Origin of the sequence: Nocardia sichangensis, assembly GCF_047200615.1 — a bacterium.
In the GTDB taxonomy this organism is placed as follows: Bacteria; Actinomycetota; Actinomycetes; order Mycobacteriales; family Mycobacteriaceae; genus Nocardia; species Nocardia sichangensis.
This window is the reverse complement of the sequence record NZ_JBJZOK010000086.1, coordinates 1-2,501: the sequence shown is the minus strand read 5'-3', so window position 1 is coordinate 2,501 and position 2,501 is coordinate 1. Positions and strand designations below refer to the sequence as shown.

At 68.5% G+C, this 2,501-nt stretch carries 3 protein-coding genes; 2 read left to right on the top strand and 1 reads right to left on the bottom strand.

Features of this window, described 5'->3' with window-relative positions; translation table 11 throughout:
• Both ACL03I_RS39160 and ACL03I_RS39155 read left to right on the top strand, forming a co-directional pair.
• Positions 1 to 461, top strand: a 461-nt coding sequence (locus tag ACL03I_RS39160; RefSeq protein WP_355081624.1) for a phage tail tip lysozyme, incomplete at its 5' end; no start/stop codon positions are given.
• A 386-nt stretch (positions 462 to 847) separates the two neighbouring features.
• A complete protein-coding gene (locus ACL03I_RS39155) occupies positions 848 to 2,071 on the top strand; it encodes a transglycosylase SLT domain-containing protein (protein ID WP_412808619.1) in 1,224 nt (407 codons plus the stop codon).
• Between the two features lie 65 nt (positions 2,072 to 2,136).
• Here the strand turns inward: ACL03I_RS39155 and ACL03I_RS39150 are convergent.
• Positions 2,137 to 2,501 (bottom strand): C40 family peptidase (locus ACL03I_RS39150; protein WP_355081620.1); only part of this gene is annotated, 365 nt, incomplete at its 5' end.

Sequence of the window (2,501 nt, the reverse complement as noted above, 5' to 3'; positions counted from 1 at the left end):
GCACGCGCGGCAACGGCGACAACATTCCGGGAGGCTCGAAAGCCAATCCGGCGGATGTCTATCGCTACCTCGTCTCGAAATACGGTCTCACGCCGGCCCAAGCAGCCGGAATCGTGGGTAACCTGCAGGTCGAGTCCGGTTTCAACACCAGCGCGTACAACTCGGGCGAAGGCGCTATCGGTCTGTGTCAGTGGCGGGGCGGGCGGCGGCAGGCCCTGGAGCGGTTCGCGGCAGCCCAAGGGAAGCCGGTCACCGACTGGAAGGTCCAGATCGATTTCATGATGGCCGAATTGCGCAGCAATGAATCCACCGCGTACGGATATCTCCGGGCCGCGCAGACGCCCGCCTACGCGGCGGCGGTCTTCGATCAGTATTACGAAAGAAGCTCCGGTGAGGCGAGAGGGCAGCGCATCGCCTACGCCAACAGCATCGCCTCGGCGATGCGCAACGTCGCCGTTTGACCTCGCCCGGCCTTCACCAGTCGCTCGGTGCCCTCTTCCATCGAGGCGCCACGGGGTTGTCCGCAGCCGCGTGCCGGGCACCGATATTCCCGCAAGCGGGAACAGCATGGGAGTGCTGGGGAGGTACCTGCATTAGGCTGCGGATACGCTTCGGGACGAGTGCCGGGGAAGAGGCATTCCGAGTCGGGTGAGCCGACAGCCGGGCAAGCGGCATGAGTTCACCGCATCGGCGCGGGCTTGCCGCATCGGCTGTGCGCTCTCCCGGTTCCAGCACGCACCGATCATGTCCGGCGATCGGCAGCGCGTACCGGGGCATCCGGCGGAAGGTGGATCATGGCTGCCTCTGTGGTCACCGCGCGTAGCGTCCGCACGCAGCGGGGGGAGTGATGGCTCCGGCGGATCGCCTTGGCCCCGAGCGAGATCCCGATGAGCCCGGCGATCCGCGCGACGTGCGTGCGGGCGCCACCACCAGCGCGCCGCGCCGCCCCGCCAAGTCCGCGACGCGCGGCGCTCCCACCCCGATTCCGCGGCCGCAGCCGGGTGCGGCCGCACCGGCGGCACCGGTCGGCGCGACAGCTCAGGGGCGCACCCAGAATGCACCGTCGGCATCCGAGACGACCTCCGCGACTGCGGGTTCACCCTCCGTTCCGCGCTCGGACACGCTGGGCATGGCGGGCTCGTCCACGCCCATGGCGGCCGCGGCGATGGGCGCGCTGGCGGCCATCGCCGCCCAATACGGTGACGGCCCGCCGACCGCCGTGACGGGACAGCCGTACGCGCCGCCCGATCTCGACGCGGCGCGGCCGAGCGGACCCGTCGTGTGGGACGGTGCGCTCGGTTCTCGATACGCCGACAGCAATCAGAATCGAGCACGCCACGGCGATGCGACACAGTCGATGAACGCCGAGCTGGAACGCATCCTCGGCGGCGCGGTCGACAACAGCACGCAGGGACGCGCAGCGATCGGTGCGATCCTCGCCGAGGTGAACACCGCGCTGACCGCGCTCGGCACCGTCCAGGACGCCAACGCGAGCAGGCAATTGGTGATCTCGACCTTGGACAGCGCCTTACAACGGGCGGGAACCGTGCTCGGCCAAGGACAGGCCGCCGCAGTGCTCACCGCCGATCGCGTAGCTGCTCTTGCCGACCGCTATCTGCGCGAGTCGCGTCCCGTCCAGCCGCGGCGGCCCCGCCGCACGTCCCACTCGGGCACGCACGGGCCCAGCGGCGGTCCGCCACGCACACGGCCGTCCGGCCAGCAGGGGCAATGGATCAACGAAGCCTTGCAGGTGTTGCGTCAGCACGGCTACGACACGCGCCAGATCGATCCGGCCGACATCGCGGCGATCATCCAGCACGAGTCCGGTGGCAACCCCAACGCGATCAATCTCTGGGACAGCAACGCCGCGGCCGGAATTCCGTCGAAAGGCCTGATGCAGACCATCGATCCGACGTTCAACGCGTACTCCGTTCCGGGGCACCGTGATATCTGGAATCCGGTGGACAATATCGTCGCGGGCGTTCGGTACGCCATCGAACGTTACGGGTCGGTCAGCAACGTGCCGGGAATCGTGCAGATGCGCGGCGGCGGCTCGTACGTGGGGTATTGACGCCGGTCGCGGACGATCGGCTCCGGTGCGGCGGCGGCAGACAGCGGGCACGTCGGATCGACTGATCACGCCCACCGCGCGGCCGCGTAACTGCTGGGCAGTTTCCGGTACTGGACGTGGCCGCCGGTGTGGGGAGCTTCGACGCACATGCCGTTGCCGATGTACATGATGACGTGGCCCGGGTTGTTGGGTCCCTTGAACGAACTCGAGGGGAAAATGAGATCGCCGGGCTTGATGTCTCTGGGATTCACCTTGGGCAGGGTGCGGTATTGGTCGGCCGCGACTCGCGGAATCCGCACACCGGCGGCTGCCGCCGCGTATTGCATCAGGCCCGAGCAGTCGAAAGCGTTCGGCCCTTCCGCACCGTAGACGTAGGGGTCGCCGAGCTGGGCGAGTGCCACCTGGATGGCTTTCGCGGCGGCTCCGGTCG